This window comes from Christiangramia gaetbulicola, from assembly GCF_003054225.1.
GTDB lineage: Bacteria > Bacteroidota > Bacteroidia > Flavobacteriales > Flavobacteriaceae > Christiangramia > Christiangramia gaetbulicola.
This window is the reverse complement of the sequence record NZ_QBKQ01000003.1, coordinates 60,216-76,117: the sequence shown is the minus strand read 5'-3', so window position 1 is coordinate 76,117 and position 15,902 is coordinate 60,216. Positions and strand designations below refer to the sequence as shown.

Below are 15,902 nucleotides of genomic sequence, written 5' to 3'. Positions count from 1 at the left end.
CTGGACAGAGAAATATTTTAAATGCTAACTTTGCCCCCATGAAAGAAACTACCCGAATTTTTGGAATCAGAACGGTTATCGAAGCGATCGAAAGTGGCAAATCCATCGAAAAGATATTTATACAAAAAGGACTTTCCGGCTCTTTATTCCAGGAATTGAACCGTTATCTGAACAAGGGCAACTTTACAGTTTCTTACGTACCTGTAGAAAAGCTGAATAAACTTAGCAAAGGAAACCACCAGGGCGTTGTTGCCAATATCTCTCCCATTAGTTTTGTAAGCCTGGAAAAGCTGGTAGAAGATTCTCAAAACTCTACTTCTACTCCTCTATTTTTATTATTAGATGGCCTAACCGATGTTAGGAATTTCGGGGCCATCATAAGAACAGCAGAATGCTGTGGAGTAACCGGAATCATCATTCCGGAAAAAGGATCTGCTCCTATCAATGCAGACGCCGTTAAAACCTCGGCAGGTGCTGTATTCAAAATTCCTATCTGTAAGGTGAACCATATTAAGGACGCCATCTTCCATTTGCAGACCTACGATATAAAGACGGTTGCTGCCACCGAAAAAACTGATGATGTAATTTATGATCTTGATCTTAAACAACCCATTGCTATCATTATGGGTAATGAAGAGAAAGGCGTTTCTAACTCTATTTTGAAATCGGCAGACTTCAAAGCTAAACTACCAATGCTTGGAACCATAGCATCCTTAAATGTATCTGTAGCTTGTGGTGCTTTTCTATATGAAGCAGTGAGACAGAGACTTTAGTACCTTCCCTCCATAGAACATGCACATACCTGTTTAACAATTGTTTACACGGGTAAATTCAATTTTCTGCAAAAAACAGTAAAAATATAATCCATTTCTTACAAATTACTGGATTTCAGTTATTTAGTTAATTTCACTAATTATATCTCCTTTCATCTCCTTTCACCATATTTTACTGGCTATTCACCTCGTTTTTAGTTAATTACAAATCATTTTTCTCGATTTTTAACTAAAATCCTAAGAATTATTAACATTTTTTTGACAATTTTACTTGATAAACAAAATTCATTTAAAATGGAAAAAAAATTACCTCGCATTATCATGGTATTGTTTTCTATGCTCACGGCCTTCCTTTCCTTTGGTCAGGAGCAAACAATAACTGGTACTGTAACCGGTGAAGAGGGAGTACCCCTTCCAGGCGTGAATGTCTTTATTAAGAATTCCACCACCGGTACGCAAACAGACTTTGATGGAAATTACTCCATCAACGCAGATCAGGGCGATATTCTGGTATACTCATTTGTAGGGAAAGAGACTCAGGAAATCACCGTAGGTAATCAAACTACGATTAATGTGACTCTGGCATCAGACTCAGCAGAATTGGAAGAAGTAGTGGTTACTGCACAGGGTATTCGTGCAAAACCTCGTTCTCTGAGTTACGCATTAGAATCTGTTGAAGCAGATGATGTACAGAAATCACGTGAAACAAACCTTGTTTCAGCCTTAAGCTCGAAAGCTTCAGGTGTACAGGTTACCTCATCCTCAGGTTCTGTAGGAGCCTCAGCAAACATTCGTGTTCGTGGTAACACCTCTATTACCAGGTCCAACTCGCCGCTTTTTGTAGTGGATGGAGTTCCTATCGACAACTCTTCCTTCTCAGAAGATCCTACCCAGACTAACAACAACTCCAGTCTTGGAGGTAGTGACTTTTCAAACAGGGCGATAGACATTAACTCAAATGATATCGCATCCATTTCGATACTTAAGGGTATCGCAGCCCAGACCTTATATGGTTTACGAGCAGCGAATGGGGTTGTTTTGATCACCACTAAAAAAGGTAAGGCAGGACAAACCAGGGTTACTTTAAACTCTACTCTGTCATTTGCCGAATACAACCAGGTTCCAGATCTGCAAAAAGAATATGCCCAGGGACGCCACTTCGAAGGTGCCTTGCAATATCGTGGCCCGGAAACTTTTGAAGGAGACTCATGGGGGCCGCTTATTTCAGATCTTGAATTCGATGGAGCTACAGATTATCCTTTTGACAGGAATGGTAGACTAGTACCAGCGGGAACTGGTAACGGAATGCCGGCAAGGGCTTACGATAATTACGGCTTCTTTAAAACCGGACAAACCACAGATATCAGTTTAGGTATTAGTGGAGGTTCTGAAAAGGTAAATTACCGGGCTTCCATCGGAAAGTTAAACCAGGAAGGTATTTCTCCAAATGAAATTTTCGAAAGAAAGACTTTCAGACTGGATCTAATGGCAGACTTATCAGAAGACCTGGTAATAGATGCTTCCGGCCAGTATACTAATTCAGGAGGAAACAGAGTTCAGAGAGGATCAAATATTTCCGGGGTTATGCTCGGTTTACTTCGTAACACTCCAACTTTCGACATGGGAAATGGCAAGGAAGGACAGGCTGCGGCAGATGATCCAGATACTTATTTCTATGATATTCCGGGAGCTGAATTACCTGGGCAGAGAAGTTACCGGGACGGTATATATAATAGCCCGTACTTTGCTGTCGCCAGGAATATAAACCTGGATGATGTAAACAGGTTCATTGGTAGGTTAGCTCTTACCTATAATATTACAGATTGGTTAAGTTTCAAAACTTCCGGATCTATCGATAGATATACAGATACCCGTAAGATCGGATTTGATGTAATTGACGCATCCTTCGGAAATGGTAGGGTTATCAATGATGTGATTGCGAACCAGGATGTGAACTGGAATGGTATCTTCAACCTGTTGTACAATTTTAGCGACACTTTTGGAGTAGACGCCAACATAGGTTACGACGGATATTATAATAAGACGAACAGGCAGACAGTTCTGGGAGATGGTATGACCATTCCTGGATTCTTCAATCTTTCTAACGTAAGCACTACCCAGGCACAGGAATTATCTTCCAGAAGAGAACTTATTGGTGTCTTTGCAACTGCTACGTTTAGCTTTGACAATATGCTATTCCTAACTCCATCTTTCAGAAATGACTGGTCTTCCACTCTACCTGTTGGTGATAACACCTTCCAATCTTATTCTATTGGGGGTAGTTTTGTTTTTACTGAGTTAATGGACAGCAATTTCCTTAACTACGGAAAACTTCGAGGTGCATGGGGTGCAGCCGGTAACGATGCACCGGTTTACGCGACCATAACCAATTTTGGAGGAACCTCTGTAAGTGGTGATGGTTTTATTCAAAGTGTAACCTTCCCTGCCTACGATGCAACATCTTTCGAAAGATCATCGAGAGCAGGTAATCCAACCTTAACTCCAGAGAAAACCACAGAATTTGAAGTTGGTATCGAATTATCTATGCTTGAAAGCAGGTTGAAATTCGATTTCGCCTATTACGATAAAGAGACCGAAGATCAGATCATTTTCGTAGATGCCGCTCCTTCCTCAGGGTTCGTAGACAGGTTTGAAAATGTAGGTCTGGTATCCAATACTGGTTACGAGGTTTCATTAAGCGGAACACCTATTAGATCTGATAATTTTGAATGGACAATTAGCACTAACTGGACCACCTATGAAAACGTGGTGGAAGAACTTGTTGAAGGTGTAGAATCTGTTACTTTAAACGGATTCTCGAGTACAAGTTCACGAGCTGTAGCCGGAGAATCTTATGGAGCCATATTCGGTTCTAGATTTGCCAGAAATGACGCAGGAGAGGTTTTGATCGATGATGACGGCTATCCACTGCAGGCAACTACAGATGGAGTAATAGGTGATCCAATCCCAGATTGGCTTGCGGGTATCAATAACCAGTTCCAGTACAAGAATTTTGGTCTTTCCTTTCTTATCGATATTAGACAGGGAGGCGATGTATGGTGCGGAACCTGCGGTATCCTGGATTATTTTGGTGTATCTGAAGCTACGCTCTTAAGAGACCAGTCAACTGTTTTTGAAGGAGTAGTAGAATCTACAGGTCAGCCAAACACTCAGGTGGTTCCATATTCCGATCCAACTATTAGTGAGAATAACAACTACTGGAGAAGATATGGTTTTGGAGGACTTTCTGAAACTGCGATCTATGATGGCTCATGGATACGTTTAAGAGAAGTCACTCTAACTTACTCCCTTCCGGATAAATTCCTGGAAAATACATTTTTTGACGGCCTTACTTTTTCAGCTTTCGGAAGAAACTTATGGGTAGAAACAGACTATCCGGGAGTAGACCCAGAAACCAACTTAACAGGTGATAGTAACGGTATGGGACTGGATTATTTTAACCAGCCCAACACCAAGAGTTACGGTCTCAATGTTCAATTAAATTTTTAGGAAAAGATGAAAACTATAAAAATATTAATATGGATTGCCTTGATCAGCGTTTCTGTTTCCTGTGAAATTACAGATGCGAACATAGATCCAGATAATCCTTCAGCAGAATTGGTAAACGCGGGTGCAATTTACCCAGGTATGATCGCCCAAACTCACAGGAATTCTGTCGCCCTTGGCGGTAGGATCGCCGGAATCCTGGTTCAGCATTTCGATGGTCTAGATGCACAACAAATTGCTTATGACCAATACAACATTGGTGAGAGTGATATAGATGACCTCTGGGATTTCGGACTTTATGGCGCCGGCTCCATGAAAGATGCCTTTGTGATCATTCAGAATAACGAAGGAGAGATTAGTGCCTTGGCAAAATTGTATATGGCCGCAAATCTAGGGGTAGCTACAAGTGCCTGGGGAGACATCCCCTATTCTGAAGCTTTCGTAGGTGACGAGGGAAATTTAAACCCATCATATGATACTCAGGAATCGATCTATGGAGAGATCCAGCAGTTATTGACAGAAGCGATAGATGAAGGTGTAGCATCCGGTATCGGTGCTTTTGCAGGAGCTGGAAGTGCCGATGATGTGAATTGGGAAGGAGTTGCTCACGCGTTAAAGGCGAGATACTATCTTCACCTTACCTCAGTTAATGGAACCTCAGCGGCTCAAAATGCGCTGACAGAGATCCAGCAAGCCTTTACAAGCACGGCTCAACAACCAGATTTCATTTACAGTACGCCTGCCCAGAATGCCAACCCCTGGTTTCTTTTTGACAATGACAGGCCCAGTACTCTAGGTATATCTGAGGTTCTTTTCGATGAACTAACCGATAATGATGATCCAAGATTACCTTTCTACACCACAGACGGTGAAAGTTTTGCAGGTATAGATGGACTTTTCTGGGGACAGGCAGATTCACCCACTCCGTTAATATCTTACTGGGAGGTGAAATTCATTGAGGCTGAAGCTTTAGTAAGAACCGGAGGATCTGATGCAGAGGCACTAGAAGCTCTTAAAGATGCTGTCTCTGCGAACATGTCTTATATAGGAGTTTCAGATGAAGAAATCAACTCTTATGTTGGCGGTTTATCACTTTCAGGTTCTGAAGATGATAAAATTGAAACCATTATCAATGAAAAATGGATCGCCTTTTACGGTAACGCCCCACTAGAAGCATGGGTAGATTACCGCAGAACAGGTTATCCAGATCTAACCCCTAATCCTGATGCTGTTCCAGGAGTAAATCCTTCCGGAATAATACCTAGAAGGTTCCTTTACCCAATTTCGGAACGCCAGGCCAACCTTGAAAATTACGAGGCTGCCATTCAAGCTCAGGGAGGACATTTATTAGATGATGACATTTGGGCTTTCCCAAGTAATTAGAATTAGCCAATAATAAAGAAAACCACCTTCGGGTGGTTTTTTTATTTCTAAGATTTCAATGGAATTCTAAACTAGCAAGATCACTCTTCCTTTTTAGAATCCTTATAGATATAGTTATACTGAACCTCTTCTGAATCTGATTCCTCTTCAGGCAAATTCTCTATAAAATTACCATTTTCATCAAAATGCTTCATAAAAGGATCGTTCTCTTCAGAGTATTCTGGGTTTTCCCAGTGATATTTCGGCGGTTCAACTATATTCTGCTTAAAGATCAGAGCCAGACTAAAGCCGGTAATCAAACCGGCCAGGTGCCCTTCCCAGGAAATGCTTGGATCTATCGGGATAACATACCATACAAGCCCACCATAAATAAAAACAACGATCAGGGACAAAGCCACCAACCTGTAATACTTAGAGAATATTCCTTTGAAGAATAAAAAGGAAGCCAGAACGTAAATTATTCCACTGGCGCCAATATGATTTGCCGGCCTGCCAATAAGCCATGTAAGTAATCCCGAAGCAATGAGACCAATGAGCAGTACTTTCCAGCTTATAGGCCTGTAAAAATAGAACAGGGCCAGGGATAATATAAAAAGCGGAATGGTATTATTGAAGAGATGTTCTATGTCTGAATGTATGAATGGGGAAAATAAAATACCCCGAAGACCCATCATTTCACCGGGCCTTACACCATAACTGTTGAAACTAACTCCAAATCTTACTTCGACCCAGAATACGATCCAGATCAAAAGAACGAATAAGATAGGATAACCTATAGTTCCGGTACTAAAAACAAAAGGACTGGATGGTTTCAAACTTTCTTCAATTTTAATTAATATTACAAAAAAGCATCCAAACTTTACCGGATGAAAAACTGTCACCTAATTAATTGCTATGAATCAACCTCTTGCTGAGAGACTTCGCCCAAAAACTCTAGATGATTACCTAAGTCAGTCACACTTAATAGGTGAAAATGGAGCTTTAAGACAGCAGATCCAGCAGGGCATGATTCCTTCGATGATCTTCTGGGGCCCTCCAGGCGTTGGAAAAACCACACTTGCTAATATCATTGCCACCGAGTCTGGCAGACCCTTCTTTACCCTCAGTGCGATTAGCAGCGGAGTAAAAGATGTAAGGGAGGTTATTGAAAAAGCGAAGAAAAGCGATGGTCTTTTTACCACTAAAAGCCCGATTCTATTCATAGATGAAATACATAGATTTAGTAAATCCCAACAAGACTCTTTATTAGGAGCGGTTGAAAAAGGCTGGGTAACCCTTATAGGAGCAACGACAGAGAACCCGAGTTTTGAGGTGATCTCTGCCCTACTTTCCCGGTGTCAGGTTTATATTTTAAAACCTTTTTCTAAAGATGACCTCGTAGCCCTTTTAGAAAGAGCTATGAAAGAAGATAAGATCATCGCTGCTAAAAATGTAAAGCTGAAAGAAACCGAAGCCTTATTAAGATTGAGTGGTGGTGATGCGAGAAAGCTTCTGAATATCTTTGAACTTTTAGTAACCTCGGCAGAAAAAAATGTTGAGATCACCAATGATCTTGTGCTTTCCAAGGTTCAGCAGAACACTGTGCTGTATGATAAAACAGGAGAGCAGCACTATGATATCATTTCGGCATTTATTAAATCGATACGGGGAAGTGATCCGAATGCCGCGGTTTACTGGCTGGCAAGAATGATCGAAGGTGGTGAGGACGTGAAATTCATTGCTCGAAGACTTTTGATCCTGGCTAGTGAAGACATAGGAAACGCTAATCCTACAGCACTGGTCATCGCTAATAATTCCTTCCAGGCGGTGAATACCATTGGATACCCCGAAGCAAGAATCATCTTAAGCCAGTGTGTTACCTATCTCGCCACTTCTCCAAAAAGCAATGCGGCGTATATGGCCATAAATGAAGCACAGCGACTGGTAAAGAAAACAGGTAATTTATCTGTGCCTCTTTCCATCAGAAATGCACCCACCAAGCTTATGAAAGATATTGGATATGGGAAAGACTATAAATATGCCCATAACCACGAAGGTAATTTTGTAGCAGCGGAATTTATGCCAGATGAGATCAAGAACACTACTCTATATAACCCAGGAAATAATCAACGTGAAAATGCCCAGCGGGAATTTTTAAGAAAACGCTGGCAGAAAAAGTATGGATATTAATCCATTACCTCGTATTTGAGAGTGACCTTTTTATTTTTATCACGATCTAGATACTCCACCATCAGGTTGTTCTCAGCATCGAAATAACCAATCCCCTGTTTGGTTAGTGAATTATAGATATAACTTTTACCTCCTTCAGTTTCAATAAGAATTGCAATTGGTTCGATAGATCCTTCCTGGATCAGGTTATAACCCTGCGATGTTTTCTCTAGAAGGAAAGTCCTGCCTGCATTGGAATATTTCAGATCAGATCCTGTCTTTAAAACAGTTTCAGGCTTCTCAGTTTTTTCTTCAGAAGCAACATTATCAACACTTCCGGCAACCTCAGCCCCTAAAGTAACTTTAACCGTCTTTTTTGCTGAACTCATATCATCAGTGGCAGCTACTTTTGAATTCTCATTAGGAGTGTACTTATAATCCAACGCTTCAACTGAAGAAAAAGCATCCTTTAAGGCCTCGTGATAAGCAGTCTTGAAATCTTTTTCCCTGCTTCTACCCTCTTTACTCTTATAAACTACACTTCCTCTACAATCCTCTAATTCTATCACCAGTTTAGTTACAAACAATCCTGAATTATTAACCAGGTTTGCTTTTAAACCCATACATGGATCTATTGCCAGATCCTGAGGTTTATCACCAGACCTCATAACTGTATTAAAACCTTCTTGTTCAAATAGAAATTTAAAAAGAGAATTCAATTGATATTGATTAACCTCTCCAGTAAATTCAAAGGTTTCAGGAACCAGAATATATTTATATTCATTGATATTCTGAGCTGAAGATGTAAATATCCCACCAAAAAGGAATAATGCTATTATTAAATTTTTCATAAATCTTTAAATATAAATTGCATCCCCAGTTGCAGAGATGCACTATTTGCTTTTGCTAAGTTAGTATATCCAATAATATCGTTCGCCGCAAGATAAATATTAAAATTCTTAAATCTTGAAGACATCATGAATCCGAGTTTTGTGATACTGAATTCATCTACGGCATAGGCGAGCCGGAATCTCAAGTGATCATTAACTTTCCTGTCCCAGTAAGCAGTCACTCCATAAGTTGGTCCTTTAGGCCTGTTCACACCCGAAATAAGCATTCCGAATAAATTCATGAAGCGCGGCTTCTTGCTTATCAAGTAATCACAGGGCAATATAGATTTACCTGTACCAAATTCGAAAGAGGCATTATATTTTAAAGGCCGCCAGGTAGTATAAGCATTATTAGTGGTTTCATCCTGTAAACTCAAATCCACTCTATCTTCGAATATATCCCAATATGGAATGGTAGCCTCGTTATTATCGAGTTCAGGAAATAATGGTTCTAAACCGTTGGTTTGAAAAGACCCGAAATAATTATAATTCTCGACATCTTTCTGATGGAACATCAAGCCAAGGTCCTGCACCGAGGCATTCACCGAAAATTGATTTGTCACCCGGTAATTGAAGCCCAGATCGACACCTACACCACCATTCTGCCCAAAGAGTGACCTGCTCATTAGTTCTGCCGCTGCCTGGTCTACCGTCATCCCTTCTTCATTTTTCAAAGAAGCATATCCTGAGGTGTTTACTGTAACATTCAGTCCGCTAACTTCGTGGCGGTAAAAATTAGGTCCACCAGGAGTTTCGATGGTCCTGAACACACCTTCATTATCGGTACTTTCAACATTAAATATCCCAGAGTAAAGTTTTAATCTACCGCCAACACTTAATTTCGCGTCCACTTTAAAATTGAAACCGGCATGATATACCGTTAATACCTCGCCGGTAAAATTAGCATCTGAAAAATCGAAGTCCTGCCCAATGTAATTTGCATTCCCCTCAAAGGCCAGCACCGCCGGATCCTTGGGGAAGTAAGCAAAAACATCTAATTCCTGGTAGATACCTGTTGAGAAATATCCTCTATCTCCCATTTTCCAACCAACAGAAAGAATTTCCAATTGTTCATTGACAGAGAAATAATCCCCAGCGGTAATATCTCTCATTACATTACGAACCCGTTGGTTTACATCTGAACCATCATCGGCAAAAATATCATAGGCCGTCACCCCGGTAGAACCGGCAGATAAATGGATCTGAGAAAAAAACGGTATTCCAACATGCCTGGTAAAATCTATTCGTGCACCTGGATTTTGAAGCAAAGACTGGGGCAGATCATCTACATTATACAACAGCGGCCTGTTTTGCCCATTGCATATAATGGTAACGAAGAATATTAATACCAGTAAAATTCTTTGCATATTAAAATTCAAACCTGAATAGCCCTTTTGACATAAATTCCAATTCACCCTGCAAACTCTGGTTAGCCCCTACGATCTCAAGCTCAACGACCATCTGAATGGACCTGCGTAAATTCACTATATTATTTCCCTCCAGGATATGTGTGGTATCTACGACTGCAGAAGAAAATTCTGAACCTGGCGGGATGGTATAAGCTACGTTAAACTCACCTCTGCCGTTCTCCCTTAAAAACTTAATATTACTATTTATCTCGTACGGAAATTTATTCTCATGCTTAAACCGCAGAGCAGCATACATCAAGCCATCCTGTATATAGTCATCATCCAAGAATTCAAGCCTCACCGTATCGCGAATAACCGGTGTAAAAGCATTTGTCTCAGAATCCAGAAAATCGGTTTCATTCAATTGATAGAACAAAAGGTCCACCTCGAGGTCTGGCTCCAAGGAAATATCTTCAGACTGCCCAAAATCGACATCTTTAAAACAGGAAGTAAGGAGTAGCCCGGAAATTATTACCGGTAAAACTAATTTTATGATTCTTAAATGCGACACCTGCTTTTTCTTTGCGCACGAAAATACCTATTCGCTGGTACTATAAATAATTTAGAAGTTCATTTAACTTTTGAACCTGAGGATACTGATTTTGAACAGCTTGATCGTGAGAATTTAAATGAATTACCTGCAAACCAAAGTTATGCGCGCCGATAATATCTGCCTCTAGATTATCACCTATCATTAAAGACCTCTCAATTTTTGCACCGCTTTTCTTAACTGCGATTTCAAAGATCTGCGGATGCGGCTTCTTTACCCCGGCTTCTTCTGAAGTCGTAACGGTCTCAAAAAACTCATGAATCCCGGAGCTTTTCATCTTTCTTTGCTGAACCTCTTCAAAACCATTCGTAATGATATGAAGACTATATTTACCTTTTAAGTGGTTTAAAAGCTCCATACTACCATCCAGTAAATGATTGTTATTCGGAAGGTATTCAATATAATCATCGGCGATCAAATTGATAGTTGCGTCTTGGGTTTGGAATTTCAATGAATCAAAGGTTTCTTTAAGTCGTCCAAACCTAAGGTCCTTTTTGCTCACCGAATTATTTCTATATAATTCCCAGTACTTATAATTAATAGGCTTATACACCTCCAAAAACTCTTCTAGATTTATAGCAATTTTCTGCTTTTCGAAAATTTCCCTGAAAGCCAGTTCAGAATTCTTGTCAAAATCCCAAAGTGTGTGATCCAGGTCAAAAAAAACGTGTTCTATATTATCCAATTTCATGAATCTGTTTTAAAAGTGAATAGTAATATTCTTTATTAGAATAATCAGAAAAATCCTGATTCCTGAAAACCCCGCGAAACATACCTTTAACCTCTTTTACCTCCAGCAACATTCGTGCTAGTTCTTCCTTCAGTTTAGTTTTCGTCATAGTTTCGGTCACCGCCGAATTAAATGCATAAGGATGCACCTTAAGAGGAGTGGTAACCTCCATATTTATATCATAAAAAAGATAAGGTGTACAGGTTCCTGCCCTGAAGCCAGGTACATCTGGATATCCCATGGAATGGTCATTATTAATTTCCAATTCCGTCAGGTTATTATACTGGTCTGGCAAACGCAAATTGAACTTTGAATTCATCACATGCTCCACCGGAACATGAATTATCTCTTCCATACGCAACTTTTCCTTCCGCAAACTTCTTATCTCGTCCATAGCATAATACCCCATCAACAAACCAACTTTGGCATAATCTGCTACCGACTTTATAACCGCCCGGTGCGGAATACGGTTATGACTGATATTGCGATCGTAAAGCGAAAAATCACTTAACTGAAACATGAACAACATATAAATCTTATGCTGTTTAATCAATTCTATGAGGTCTTCGAAAATATCATGGGGATCATCTTTGATTCTTATCCAGACCTGAAGCCGGTCTATTACTTTACCTAACTGTAGCTGGAAGAGATCTGAAAGTAGTCCTACAAAACTTCTTAAAAATCCTTTATTCTTAAAAATGAAGGTATTTTCAGAAGCTACAATGGTGCATACTTTATAACGCCTATCGGAAAACTTAAGATTAGGAAAACGCTCAACAAGGATTTCCCGAAACTTCATAGCCCATATATCCACTACGGGTTTGTGTAAAAAACTCTCCTGGTGGGCCAGACTTTCAGATGCCGGAAATCTCCCTTCTGCATCTTTCACATGGGGCAGATATTCTTCGTACCTGCTTAACAAGTAGAAGGAAGCCGCGAAAATATCGAATGGAAGGTCGCTGGCTTCTGGCACCGGAAAAAAACAAACTGTATCGTCCCAGGGTTGTACTTTTATTTCTAATTCAGAAAAACCCTGCGCCATCAATAGATCTACCTTCTGGATAAAAAACTCATTCCCTAAAGACTGTTTTCCATAGGATAGTTTTGCACCATCATGGGCAATAAATTCTTCAATCTTGGAGGTGAATTTTATAGGAATTCCAAGTACATGGGTACAAATGTGCTTGAACACATAAATAATCCTTGGGGTGATTTTTTGAGTATAGATCAATAACATTAAAAGGGGACTTAAAGCATACCTTCATCGGCAAAGCTAAGGTATGACTTTTCGGTTACAATAATATGATCAAGTACTTTGATATCGAGACTTTCAGCAGCCGTTTTCAATTTTTTGGTCAACTGTTTATCTGCCTCACTAGCCTTTAGGTTTCCACTAGGGTGATTATGCACCAGGATCAAAGAAACCGCGCCAACCTCCAAAGCTTTTTTCAAAGTGATTCGAACATCCACTAGAGTTCCGGTTATTCCACCTTTGCTAATCTGGAACTGCTCGATTACCTTATTGTTATTACTAAGATAAATGATCCAAAATTCTTCATGTCCCAATTCACCAATGACAGGCTGCATAATTTCAAAAACGGAATTACTGGATGTTATTTTCTTTTGCTCCAATGCCTCCTCCAGCCTTCTTCTTCTACCTAGCTCCAGTGCGGCGGCAATAGAAACTGCCTTGGCCGGACCTATTCCTTTGAATTTACATAATTGGGTGATAGAAAGTTTTCCGAGAGCGCTTAGATTATTCTGCGTGGAAGAAAGGATCTTTTTTGAAAGTTCAACAGCACTCTCATTTCTACTTCCCGAACCTATAAGAATTGCGATAAGTTCAGAATCACTTAGACTAAGCTTTCCTTTTTGAAGAAGTTTTTCGCGAGGCCGGTCATCCTCCGCCCATTTCTTTATACTAAGATTATTTTTTTCATCGCTCATCCTGATCTAAAGATAAACAATGAAATGAAACTTATTCAAAAATTACTGAAAGTCAGATTATTAAATCATCGCTTTCACTTCTTCCATATCTAAACCTCCGTAATTCCCGCTGCTCATCATCAATAATACTGAATTCTCAAGCTTAAGATTATGCAGTTCTTTTTTAAATTCTTCGGCAGTAACAAATACTCTTAAACCTTCCTTACTAAAAGCTTCCATGATCTGATCGGCAGAGACAGGATCTAATTTTTTAGCAGCAATAGCTTCAGGCGAATAAAATACCAATGCTTCATCCGCTTTTTCAAGGCTGTCCCTATACTCTTTAAGGAATTCTGCATTTAGACTACTAAAGGTATGCAGCTCTAAACATGCTATAAGTTTCTTTTCTGAAAATTGCTCCTTTACCGCCGCGGTAGTCGCGCTTACTTTTGAAGGACTATGCGCGAAATCCTTAAAAATTATAGATGAGTTGTTTTCTGCTAATTTCTCCAGTCTTTTCGAAGCCCCTTTGAATGTAGCTATCGCTTCATAAAAATCATCTTCATCTATTCCCATATGCTGACAGATCCATTTGGCACCAGCAAGATTATTAAGATTATGCTTACCGAAAATCTCCAGTGGCAGCTCTCCTTCAGGAACATCCAGAATTGTATGATCACCATCAGTATGATATTCCGGAGTTTGGTAGGGATGCTTTCTAATAGGATTTTCAGTTTCCTCAGCAAGTTTTTTTACTTCAGCGTCTTCCTCGTTATAGACCAATATCCCTCCATTCACGATAGAATCTATGAATATCCGGAACTGTTCAACGTAATTCTCATAGGTTGGAAATACATTAATATGGTCCCAGGCGATTCCGCTTAATAGCGCAATATTAGGTTGATATAAATGAAATTTCGGTCTTCTGTCTATTGGTGAGGAGAGGTACTCATCACCTTCAATAACTATAAAATCATTTTCTTGAGTTAAGTGTACAGGGTTATCGATTCCTTCCAGCGCCGCACCCACCATATAATCGATCTCCTTATCATGATATTTCATCACATGAAGGATCATGGAAGTAATACTTGTTTTACCGTGCGATCCACCAATAACAACCCTGGTCTTATCTTTTGCCTGCTCATATAAGAATTCAGGATAGGAAAAGATCTTAATTCCAAGTTCCTTTGCTTTTAGCAATTCAGGATTATCAGCTTTAGCATGCATACCCAAGATCACAGCATCAAGATCTGAAGTTATATTATCTTCATACCAACCCATTCTGTCAGGTAGTAATCCAAATTTCTTTAATCTGGATTTGGAAGGTTCAAAAATAGCATCATCACTACCGGTAACCTGATAATCTTTCTGGGTTAATGCTATTGCTAAACTATGCATGGCGCTTCCACCAATTGCAATAAAATGAATTCTCATAGAAAATTTTTGTGCAAATATAATAGTTTGAAGACGGGATTTGATGGATTATAACCGTTTGATCTTTAGTTTTTCGATCAAAGCTTTATCAAATTTAGGATCTATAGAAAGTGATTTTTCAATATAAGCAAGAGCAGCCTGTCTATTTTCACGAATCCTTTCTATTTGAGCGAGCCTGTAATATGCCCAGGCCGGGGATTTCAGGTCTTTATATCCGTAATCTTTAATATAGTTTTTTAGGAATTTCTCGCCGGCATCCAATTGCACCTCGTAAATAGCTGCAGCTTCACCTAATTCATAATTGAGGTAGTTACGAGAGATCAATTCAGGCTTTCTTTGGGCTACCCGAATCGCCTCCTCATATTTATTTTTTGCCAGATCGCGATACTCCTGGATTTTGTATATGTAAGCGTCAGCTAAAAGCGCATCAACGTCATTTAATCTATCTAGATCTGAGGCATAGCTTTCAGCAATTATCTTACTCCCACCGAGGAACCCCGGGATTTGCATGAATAATTCCACTAGAGCCCTTCTGGCTTCCTTATGAGAACTATCCAGTTCGGCTGCCTTTTTCAGATACTTCTTAACATCGCCCAGAAGCATAGCCGCCTGAAATTTAGATCCGTAGTAAGCCTTCATCCCCATAGCGCCACCTAATTTAAAGTTATACATGGCGTTTTCAGGATGCGACTCTACCAATTCATTGTAATATGATATTGCTTCATCCCAGTTTTTATTAAAACTAGCAATATCTCCTAAATACTCTTTTGCTAACGAGTTGTTATCATTTTGAAGAAAAATTTTCTTCGCTTCCACAACTTCCCCACTTTCGAGGAGTTTTTCAGCATCTTTAAGGGATTGCTGTGCCATAGAACTGACGGTTAAAAGTAAAAAAATCCCGATAACACACTTGATTTTTATTAACATAGACAATTTTTTTATACATTTAGATCGCCCAAGGAGTTGTAACTCAGCAAACTTACGGCCATCGGATTTAAATGTTAAGATGTTTCTTAATTTAACTCCGCATATTAAATATTATTTTAATATTTGTGCAACTTTTAATGAGTTTTAACCGAATACTAATTTTGAATTTAACACCTAGCCTATGCAAAATTTTACTTTTGGGAGGAAGGGACTTAATTGGTTCCT

General features: G+C 39.6%; 13 protein-coding genes. 4 read left to right on the top strand and 9 right to left on the bottom strand.

Annotation, left to right across the window (positions count from 1 at the left end; all coding sequences use genetic code 11):
• The first annotated feature begins 38 nt into the window (after positions 1 to 38).
• The 3 genes from rlmB (at position 39) to C8P64_RS11745 (ending at position 5,663) form a co-directional block, all read left to right on the top strand.
• Positions 39 to 773, top strand: a complete 735-nt coding sequence (gene rlmB / locus C8P64_RS11755; RefSeq protein ID WP_108172949.1) for a 23S rRNA (guanosine(2251)-2'-O)-methyltransferase RlmB — start codon at positions 39 to 41, stop codon at positions 771 to 773.
• Between the two features lie 294 nt (positions 774 to 1,067).
• Positions 1,068 to 4,283, top strand: a complete 3,216-nt coding sequence (locus tag C8P64_RS11750; protein WP_108172294.1) for a SusC/RagA family TonB-linked outer membrane protein — start codon at positions 1,068 to 1,070, stop codon at positions 4,281 to 4,283.
• Positions 4,284 to 4,289: 6 nt separating this feature from the next.
• The gene (locus tag C8P64_RS11745) at positions 4,290 to 5,663 is read left to right on the top strand and encodes a SusD/RagB family nutrient-binding outer membrane lipoprotein (RefSeq protein WP_108172293.1); all 1,374 of its coding nucleotides are present in this window, start codon (positions 4,290 to 4,292) and stop codon (positions 5,661 to 5,663) included.
• An 80-nt stretch (positions 5,664 to 5,743) separates the two neighbouring features.
• Here the strand turns inward: C8P64_RS11745 and C8P64_RS11740 are convergent, their stop codons facing one another.
• On the bottom strand, positions 5,744 to 6,478 hold the full coding sequence (locus C8P64_RS11740; RefSeq protein WP_108172948.1) for a rhomboid family intramembrane serine protease: 735 nt from the start codon (positions 6,476 to 6,478) through the stop codon (positions 5,744 to 5,746).
• Between the two features lie 79 nt (positions 6,479 to 6,557).
• On the opposite strand from C8P64_RS11740, the gene C8P64_RS11735 reads away from it, so the two are divergent.
• Complete coding sequence (locus C8P64_RS11735) at positions 6,558 to 7,832, top strand: replication-associated recombination protein A (protein WP_108172292.1); 1,275 nt, start codon at positions 6,558 to 6,560, stop codon at positions 7,830 to 7,832.
• Here C8P64_RS11735 and C8P64_RS11730 read toward each other — a convergent pair.
• From C8P64_RS11730 to C8P64_RS11695, 8 genes are read right to left on the bottom strand one after another with little or no spacing between them, the layout of a single operon-like run.
• Entirely contained in the window at positions 7,829 to 8,662 is an 834-nt protein-coding gene (locus C8P64_RS11730) for a hypothetical protein (RefSeq protein WP_108172291.1), read from the bottom strand. The genes C8P64_RS11735 and C8P64_RS11730 overlap by 4 nt on opposite strands.
• Positions 8,659 to 10,068 (bottom strand): DUF5723 family protein, encoded by a 1,410-nt coding sequence (locus tag C8P64_RS11725; protein WP_108172290.1) that lies wholly within the window; start codon positions 10,066 to 10,068, stop codon positions 8,659 to 8,661. Before C8P64_RS11725 ends, C8P64_RS11730 begins: the two co-directional genes overlap by 4 nt.
• Before the next feature lies 1 nt (position 10,069).
• On the bottom strand, positions 10,070 to 10,621 hold the full coding sequence (locus tag C8P64_RS11720; protein WP_108172289.1) for a hypothetical protein: 552 nt from the start codon (positions 10,619 to 10,621) through the stop codon (positions 10,070 to 10,072).
• 40 nt (positions 10,622 to 10,661) lie between these two features.
• Positions 10,662 to 11,351, bottom strand: coding sequence for a YjjG family noncanonical pyrimidine nucleotidase (locus C8P64_RS11715; protein WP_108172288.1), 690 nt, complete (start codon positions 11,349 to 11,351; stop codon positions 10,662 to 10,664).
• On the bottom strand, positions 11,338 to 12,627 hold the full coding sequence (locus C8P64_RS11710) for a polysaccharide deacetylase family protein (RefSeq protein WP_108172287.1): 1,290 nt from the start codon (positions 12,625 to 12,627) through the stop codon (positions 11,338 to 11,340). The genes C8P64_RS11715 and C8P64_RS11710 overlap by 14 nt, the downstream gene beginning before the upstream one ends.
• A gap of 11 nt (positions 12,628 to 12,638) precedes the next feature.
• Entirely contained in the window at positions 12,639 to 13,337 is a 699-nt protein-coding gene (gene radC / locus C8P64_RS11705; RefSeq protein WP_108172286.1) for a RadC family protein, read from the bottom strand.
• A gap of 60 nt (positions 13,338 to 13,397) precedes the next feature.
• Complete coding sequence (locus tag C8P64_RS11700) at positions 13,398 to 14,750, bottom strand: UDP-N-acetylmuramate--L-alanine ligase (RefSeq protein ID WP_108172285.1); 1,353 nt, start codon at positions 14,748 to 14,750, stop codon at positions 13,398 to 13,400.
• A 48-nt stretch (positions 14,751 to 14,798) separates the two neighbouring features.
• Entirely contained in the window at positions 14,799 to 15,620 is an 822-nt protein-coding gene (locus C8P64_RS11695) for a tetratricopeptide repeat protein (RefSeq protein ID WP_170106660.1), read from the bottom strand.
• Positions 15,621 to 15,902 lie beyond the last annotated feature (282 nt).